Origin of the sequence: Mesorhizobium sp. M7A.F.Ca.CA.004.12.1.1 (assembly GCF_003997835.1) — a bacterium.
Lineage (GTDB): Bacteria > Pseudomonadota > Alphaproteobacteria > Rhizobiales > Rhizobiaceae > Mesorhizobium.
In genome coordinates, this window is record NZ_RZRK01000299.1 from 1 (window position 1) to 6,817 (window position 6,817).

At 62.9% G+C, this 6,817-nt stretch carries 8 protein-coding genes and 1 other RNA gene; 2 read left to right on the forward strand and 7 right to left on the reverse strand.

Features of this window, described 5'->3' with window-relative positions:
- Positions 1 to 1,057, forward strand: a 1,057-nt coding sequence (locus tag EN984_RS17020; RefSeq protein ID WP_127383841.1) for a cystathionine gamma-lyase, incomplete at its 5' end; no start/stop codon positions are given.
- Positions 1,058 to 1,066: 9 nt separating this feature from the next.
- On the opposite strand, the gene EN984_RS17025 is transcribed toward EN984_RS17020, so the two are convergent.
- The 7 genes from EN984_RS17025 to EN984_RS17055 all read right to left on the reverse strand — a co-directional run bounded on the left by EN984_RS17025 (position 1,067) and on the right by EN984_RS17055 (position 5,108).
- Positions 1,067 to 1,369 carry a type II toxin-antitoxin system RelE/ParE family toxin gene (locus EN984_RS17025; protein ID WP_127271465.1) on the reverse strand — a complete coding sequence of 101 codons (303 nt, stop codon included), beginning with the start codon at positions 1,367 to 1,369 and terminating at the stop codon, positions 1,067 to 1,069.
- Complete coding sequence (locus tag EN984_RS17030; protein ID WP_027034949.1) at positions 1,366 to 1,641, reverse strand: type II toxin-antitoxin system ParD family antitoxin; 276 nt, start codon at positions 1,639 to 1,641, stop codon at positions 1,366 to 1,368. Before EN984_RS17030 ends, EN984_RS17025 begins: the two co-directional genes overlap by 4 nt.
- Positions 1,642 to 1,815: 174 nt before the next feature.
- Positions 1,816 to 2,225: RNase P RNA component class A (rnpB, locus tag EN984_RS17035), an RNA gene on the reverse strand.
- 50 nt (positions 2,226 to 2,275) lie between these two features.
- Positions 2,276 to 3,001 carry a lytic transglycosylase domain-containing protein gene (locus EN984_RS17040; RefSeq protein ID WP_127383842.1) on the reverse strand — a complete coding sequence of 242 codons (726 nt, stop codon included), beginning with the start codon at positions 2,999 to 3,001 and terminating at the stop codon, positions 2,276 to 2,278.
- 210 nt (positions 3,002 to 3,211) lie between these two features.
- Positions 3,212 to 3,967, reverse strand: coding sequence for an N-acetylmuramoyl-L-alanine amidase (locus EN984_RS17045; RefSeq protein WP_127268667.1), 756 nt, complete (start codon positions 3,965 to 3,967; stop codon positions 3,212 to 3,214).
- On the reverse strand, positions 3,964 to 4,683 hold the full coding sequence (locus EN984_RS17050) for a DnaJ family molecular chaperone (RefSeq protein WP_127268668.1): 720 nt from the start codon (positions 4,681 to 4,683) through the stop codon (positions 3,964 to 3,966). Before EN984_RS17050 ends, EN984_RS17045 begins: the two co-directional genes overlap by 4 nt.
- Positions 4,684 to 4,847: 164 nt before the next feature.
- Positions 4,848 to 5,108 (reverse strand): hypothetical protein, encoded by a 261-nt coding sequence (locus EN984_RS17055; RefSeq protein WP_081734943.1) that lies wholly within the window; start codon positions 5,106 to 5,108, stop codon positions 4,848 to 4,850.
- A 194-nt stretch (positions 5,109 to 5,302) separates the two neighbouring features.
- Between EN984_RS17055 and EN984_RS17060 the strand changes: the two genes are divergently transcribed.
- Positions 5,303 to 6,817: hydantoinase/oxoprolinase family protein (locus EN984_RS17060; protein WP_164765502.1), on the forward strand; the 1,515-nt coding region annotated here is incomplete at its 3' end.

A 6,817-nucleotide genomic window follows, 5' to 3' on the forward strand; every position in this document is an offset into this window, starting at 1 on the left:
TGCCATGGGCGATTCCATTCCCCTGCCACTGACCATGGCCGCCATCTTTCATGCGCCCGGCGACGCCACCGGTTTCAACCAGTACGGGCGATTCAGCAACCCGACCTGGGACGCGGTCGAACATATGCTGGCCCATCTGGAGGACGCGCCTTGCGTCGCCTTCCCTTCAGGAATGGCGGCAATCTCGGCGGCGTTTTTTGCCGTGCTCAAGACTGGCGACCGTATCCTGCTGCCATCGGACGGCTACCACACGACAAGAGCGCTGGCCGATCGCTTCCTCAAGCCGCTCGGCATCGCCTACGATGTCAGGCCTACCTCGACCTTCCTCGACGGCGGCTTCGATGGCTATCGCCTCGCCTTTGTCGAAACCCCTGCCAATCCGGGGTTGGATATCTGCGATATCGCCGCCGTTGCCGATGCTGTTCACAAAGCCGGCGCGATCCTTGTGGTCGACAACACGACCATGACACCCTTCGGCCAGCGGCCGCTCGACCATGGCGCCGATATCGTCGTTGCCGCCGACACCAAGGCACCCAACGGCCATTCAGATGTGCTGTTCGGCCATGTCGCCAGCCGCAATGCCGAGATCATCGCCGCCGTGACCGGCTGGCGCGAAGTTTCCGGCAGCATTCCCGGACCATTCGAAGCCTGGCTGGTGCATCGCGGCCTGGAGACACTGGATGTGCGCTTCGATCGCATGTGTTCCTCGGCGGAAGTCATCGCGCGGCGGCTGCAGGGCCACCGGGCAATCAGCGGCCTGCGTTATCCCGGACTGGAAGGCGATCCGTCGCACAACCTTGCCCGTGCCCAGATGGAGCGCTTCGGCTTTCTGATCTCTTTCGAGCTCGCCTCGGAGGACAAGGCCGAGGATTTCATCAACAATTGCGCCTTGATGCAGGCCGCGACATCCTTCGGCGGCGTCCACACCTCCGCCGAGCGGCGCTTGAAGCGAGGCGATGCCGTTGCCGCCGGCTTCGTTCGCCTCTCGGTCGGCTGCGAGCCGGTGGAAGAGCTCTGGAAGGCAATCGAGACGTCGCTGGACAAGATCGGCGGCTAACCGGACCGATCACGGGCCGAGATCGTCGGCTTCTATGTTGCGATAGCCGTGCAGTACACGAATGATCTCGATCGCGTCGTCACCTACACGATACAAGGTGAGATAGTCGCCAACGAGCAGATGACGGACGCCGGGCGCGATGTCATCGCGCGGCGCGCCGGAGAAGGGATAGGTCTCCAGTTGCTGCCACCGTGCCTCGATGCGATCGAGCAACCTATCCGCTGCGACCTCGCTATCGCGTGCAACATGAAGCCAGATCGCGATCAAATCGTCTTCTGCGCGCGCGTTCCGGGCGATGAATAGCGAATTCATGCTGCGTCGTCAGATCGCAAGCGCCTCCGCGCCTCGGCCTTGATTTCATCCATCGACGCAAATCGTCCCGGCCCGCTGTCTATCCCTTCCTGCACCAGCTTGCGCAACTCATCGAGCGTATAGCCGAAGAGATCGCGCCGATCCTTCCATTGCCGCAGCGCATCGCGGATCACTTCGCTGGCGGAGGCATATTCGCCGGCGGCGACGACATCATCCACCGCCTGCGCCAGTTCCGGCGACAGCGTGATGCTGCGTTTGTCGACCTGTCCCATGAGAGGCTCCCGATACCATTTCCCGATCATGGTACGATTTAATCGCACCGGTTTCAAGCAATGGCCGACTCTCGCTCGCACGGATGAACGGCCGGGCAGGCTTGAATCAACAGGCGCGCCCGAGGGCGCAACCTGCTGAATTCAAGAGACTTCTCTTGATATCGGGGGAGAGAAATTGCCAGCTGGCCTGTAAGCCGGGTTCTGTATGGCCCCCGCCCCTTGCGGGGCGAGAACGTGGCGGCCATTCATCTTGGGCGCATGTTGCCATGCGCCTCACGCAACCTACCCGGACGGTGAGCCGGAAACAGCCCTCGAGGGTTTCCCCTCGCACCGTCCCTATTCGGTCTTGCTCCCGGTGGGGTTTACCGTGCCGCTCCTGTTGCCAGTCGCGCGGTGGGCTCTTACCCCACCCTTTCACCCTTACCCCGAATCCGGCAAGCCGGATCGTGGCGGTTTGCTTTCTGTGGCACTTTCCCTGGGGTCGCCCCCGCCGGCCATTAACCGGCACCGTGTTTCCATGGAGCCCGGACTTTCCTCACCCACGACCTTTCGGCGTTTGCGGGTGCGGCCGCCCAGCCAGCTGGCAGAGCGTATAAAGGGGTTCGCGCCCGAAAACGCAAACGAAAAAGCAGACTTATGCGGGCGATCCCAGCGCAGCCATCTGCACCTTGACCTTGCCGCAATAGGCGGCCGACACCGGGTTCATCCGCGTTGCGGCGTGGCCGGCATTGTATTTCAGAATGGTGCCGCAGGTCGTGCCGCCGCCGAGGCTCCGCGCCCTGGCAAGGTATTTCATGCCGTATTTGATGTTGGTGTCGGGATCGAACAGGCCCTTGGCGGAGCCGCTATAGCCCATCATCCGAGCCGTGGCCGGCTTGATCTGCATCAAGCCGATCTCGCCGGCGCCGCCAACGATGTTGGGCCGGTAGTTGCTTTCGATCTGGATAACCGCCGAGGCGAGCGATACCGGAACGCCTTCGATCGCCGCATAGCGGGCAACGATAGCGGAATACTGACCGCTGCTGGCCACCGCGGCCGCCGAGGCTGCCGCGTTCCGGACACCGATCGACGCCGTTGCCGTCATGTCGACGGTTTTTCGGCCACGCTTCGTCTGCTTTCTGGCGGACTTCTTCGGCTTGGACCAGCTTGCTTTTTCCATTTTCGCGGAAGCCCGCTTCGTCGCCTTGGCGTCGTGGCCTGCCTTGCCGCTTCTGGCCTGTGGGGCCTTGCCGCTTTTCGCGGATGCCACGACAGGCCCTTGATCGGCTCGCGGGCTGAGGGGCGCGGCATCTGCGGCACTGAAGGCAAAAGTCATTACGCCGGCAGCAAGAGCTGCCGTTAAAACGGTAAATTTCTGCATGTGATCCTGTTCTGTCTGAACCGCGCGAAGATGTTCACGCAGCAACGCCTAACCAACGTCGGAACAACCCGGGGGGCTTGGGGTCCGACATCTACACGTCAGCCGTTTGACGCCCGAATTGGTGTCAAACAAGGCCAGGCAAGTCACTTTGAGTGACAGCTTGTAACTTAAGGATTGGAAAGAATTGCTTGGGAGAGGCTCTCCCGGGGGTCAGCGCCTCATGGAAGCAAGCAGCCTTTGCAGCGTCCGCAGCGTCGAGCCGTCGGCAACGCCGTCCACCTTGCGCGGCCGGAAATGACGCTGGAAGGCCTCGACCACCGCCTCCGTCTGCCGGTCGAAAATGCCCGATATTTCAACGCCATAGCCGTAGAGGGCCAGCATCGACTGCAACGCTTCGACGTCGCCGCCGGTATCGCCGGTTGTCAGAGTGGCGCCTCGCCTGACGGGCGCGGCCGCCACGAGATGGCCAACACCGGCCTCGAACAGCGTCCGCCACGGAAACTTCTCGCCGGGATCGATCTTGCGCCCCGGCGCAACATCAGAATGCGCGAGTACCCGCTCGGCGGCGATCGAATGCCGACCGGCGATCCCACGGCACAGCGCGATCACCGCATCGATCTGCCGCCGGGGAAAACCGGGATAGCCCAGCGAATGCCCTGGATTGACGATCTCGATGCCGACCGAACAGGAATTGATGTCGGCCCGTCCGAACCACGAACTCTTGCCGGCATGCCAAGCGCGGTCGCTTTCCCTGACCATCTGCACGATATGGCCATTCTCGTGGACGAGATAATGTGACGAGACCTCGCTGGCCGGGTCGCAAAGCCAGGCCTCGGCCCCGGCGCCGGTCGCCATACCGGTGTAGTGCAGCACGATCATGTCAGGCCTGGGCGTCTCGCGCCGCGGGCCGAAATTCGGCGATACCCTGACTTCGGCACGTGGCTCGTCGGGCAGAAAGCCGCTCATGCGTGGCGCAGGCCCCGCTCGATCATCTCGTAGGCAACGTTGATCGCCGCCACCCTGGTGGTCGCGATCTTGATGAATTCCTGAGGCAGGCCGCGCGCGATCAGCCGGTCCGGATGATTGTCGGAAACCAGCTTGCGATAGCGCTTCCTGACCTCTTCGAACGGCTTGCCGCGCTCGATGCCAAGCACGACATAAGGATCCCCGGCGCCCAGGTTGACATGTCGCGCCATGATGGTCTCGTAATGCGCTTCGTCGATGCGGAAAATCTCGGCGATGCGGTGCAGGAAGTGGCCTTCGCGCTCGTGCACCAGCCCGTCGGCCTTGGCGATGTGGAACAGACCGTCGAGTATGTCTTCCAGCATCACACAATTGGAATGCCCGGAACCGCACATCTGCGCCATCCGCTCTGCATAGGTCTCGAAACCGGCCACGTCGCGCTGGGCGAGATCGAACAGACGCGCCACATTGCGCGTCTCCTTCGGCGGCACTTCGAATATTTCCTGGAAGGCGCGCACCTCGTCCTGGGTGACGATACCATCGGCCTTGGCCATCTTGGCCGACAGCGCGATCATCGCCACCGAAAAGGCGACACGCCGGCGCAAATCCGCATCGCCGGCGAAAACCGTGCGCACGGCCTCGACCACGTCGGCGACACCCGACGAGGCTGAGGATGAAACGCGGGTGATGAATTCGCCGAGGCGATCCCAAATGGACATGGCCTGCTTCTTAGAGCCACCGCCCGCTCCTATCAAGCCGGGACAGTGCCGCAGGCTTTGCGCGACAAATCGATCGGACTCGAACGCCACGGCGCTCGGACAATATGAAAAAGGCCAGCGCGAGCCGGCCTTTCTCATTCATCACACGAAGTACTGCTTGCTCACTACTGCGCGGGCGCAGGAGCTGGTGTTGCCGGAGCCGGCTCGGCAGGCTTCTCGGGTGTGATGCTCTTCGTGGTAGAATTATCCGTTGCCGGAGGCGTCGCGGCCGGCGGCGTGGCTTCCGGAGTAGCCGGCTTCATCGGTTCCTCGGCGGCCGGCGGATTGGTGCTCTGGGTGGTGGTATTGTCCGTACCGCTGTCACTGCAGGCGGCGACGCCAAGCAAGGCCAGAGCGGAAACGGACGCGAGAATGAGCTTTTTCATTTGTCTCTCCTTCAACACACGCTCACGTTGCCGTGAGCGGTCGAAGGACAAATGCGTCAGACGGCCATGAGTTTCGTAACGTTGCGTTTCGACATGTAACATCGTCTGGTTCATTTGCGATTGCCGCTCAGGCCGTGGCGAACTAACAGCATGTGCCGAACCACCGATTGAACGTAAAAGCGCCAGGGGCTGTCATGACCGCAAAATGGGATTTCTGGATCGACCGCGGCGGCACATTCACCGATATCATCGGCCGAGATCCGGAAGGCGGGCTGCACCCGCGCAAGCTTCTCTCCGAAAATCCCGAAGCCTACAACGATGCTGCCATCCAGGGCATTCGCGACCTTCTTGGCTTGTCGGCCGGCGACACGATCCCGAGCGGCCTGATCGGCGACATCAAGATGGGCACCACGGTTGCAACCAATGCGCTGCTGGAGCGCAAGGGCGACCGCGTGCTTTTGCTCATCACCAAGGGCTTTCGTGATGCGCTGAAGATCGCCTATCAGGCGCGTCCGGACATCTTCGCCAAGGAGATCATCCTTCCCGAACAGCTCTACGAGCGGGTCATCGAAATCAACGAGCGTGTGCGCGCCGATGGCTGCGTCGAACAATTGCTCGACATCGCCGCCTGCCGGCCGGCGATCGAACAGGCCAGGGCCGATGGCATCGATGCGGTCGCCATCGTCTTCATGCACGCCTGGAAATACCCCGACCACGAGAAGGCGGTGGCAAAAGTCTGCCGCAAACTTGGTTTCGCCCAAGTCTCCGTCAGCCATGAGGTCTCGCCGCTGATCAAGCTGGTCGGCCGCGGCGACACCGCGGTGGTCGATGCCTACCTGTCGCCGATCCTGTCCCGCTATGTGCAAAGGGTTGGCCAAGAGCTCGGCGTCCTCTCCCCCCTCGAGGGGGGTGAGGAGCGATGGGCCGAAGGCCGAGAAAAAGCCAGCGATTTGGCTTTTTCAGCGACGACCGCCCGAAGCCATAGCGAAGGGCAGTCGGCAAAGCGGGCAGAGGGGGTCCTCTCGGAAGGCACCGCCACGACGTCGAGCCCGGTCGATCCGACCCCACCCGGCGCCTTTGCCGCCATCCTCCCCTCGAGAGGGAGGGAAAGCCCTCGCCTCATGTTCATGATGTCGTCGGGCGGTCTCACCGCCGCCGACATGTTCCAGGGCAAGGATGCGCTGCTGTCAGGACCGGCCGGCGGCGTCGTCGGCATGGTCGAGACAGCCAGGCTCGCCGGCTTCGACAAGGTCATCGGCTTCGATATGGGCGGCACCTCCACCGATGTCGCCCACTATGACGGCGAATACGAACGCGCCTTCGACACCGAGGTCGCCGGCGTGCGCATCCGCGCGCCGATGATGCGCATTCATACCGTCGCCGCCGGCGGCGGCTCGATCCTGCATTACGAGGCCGGCCGCTTCCGGGCCGGACCGGATTCGGCTGGCGCCAATCCCGGCCCGGCAGCCTACCGGCGCGGCGGCCCGCTCGCCGTCACCGACGCCAACGTCATGCTTGGCAAGCTGCAGCCCGATTTCTTCCCGGCGATTTTTGGACCCGGCCAGGACGAGCCGCTCGACGTCGAGACGGTGCGAGCAAAATTTGCGGCACTCGCCGCCGAAATCGGCGATGGGCGGTCGCCCGAGACTGTCGCCGAAGGGTTCGTCACCATCGCCGTGGAGAACATGGCCAATGCCATCAAGAAGATC

Coding starts and splice junctions, on each gene's coding strand:
- EN984_RS17025 (WP_127271465.1), bottom strand. CDS start 1,369: ATGAATTCGCTATTCATCGCCCGGAACGCGCGCGCAGAAGACGATTTG.
- EN984_RS17030 (WP_027034949.1), bottom strand. CDS start 1,641: ATGGGACAGGTCGACAAACGCAGCATCACGCTGTCGCCGGAACTGGCG.
- EN984_RS17040 (WP_127383842.1), bottom strand. CDS start 3,001: ATGCAGAAATTTACCGTTTTAACGGCAGCTCTTGCTGCCGGCGTAATG.
- EN984_RS17045 (WP_127268667.1), bottom strand. CDS start 3,967: ATGAGCGGCTTTCTGCCCGACGAGCCACGTGCCGAAGTCAGGGTATCG.
- EN984_RS17050 (WP_127268668.1), bottom strand. CDS start 4,683: ATGTCCATTTGGGATCGCCTCGGCGAATTCATCACCCGCGTTTCATCC.
- EN984_RS17055 (WP_081734943.1), bottom strand. CDS start 5,108: ATGAAAAAGCTCATTCTCGCGTCCGTTTCCGCTCTGGCCTTGCTTGGC.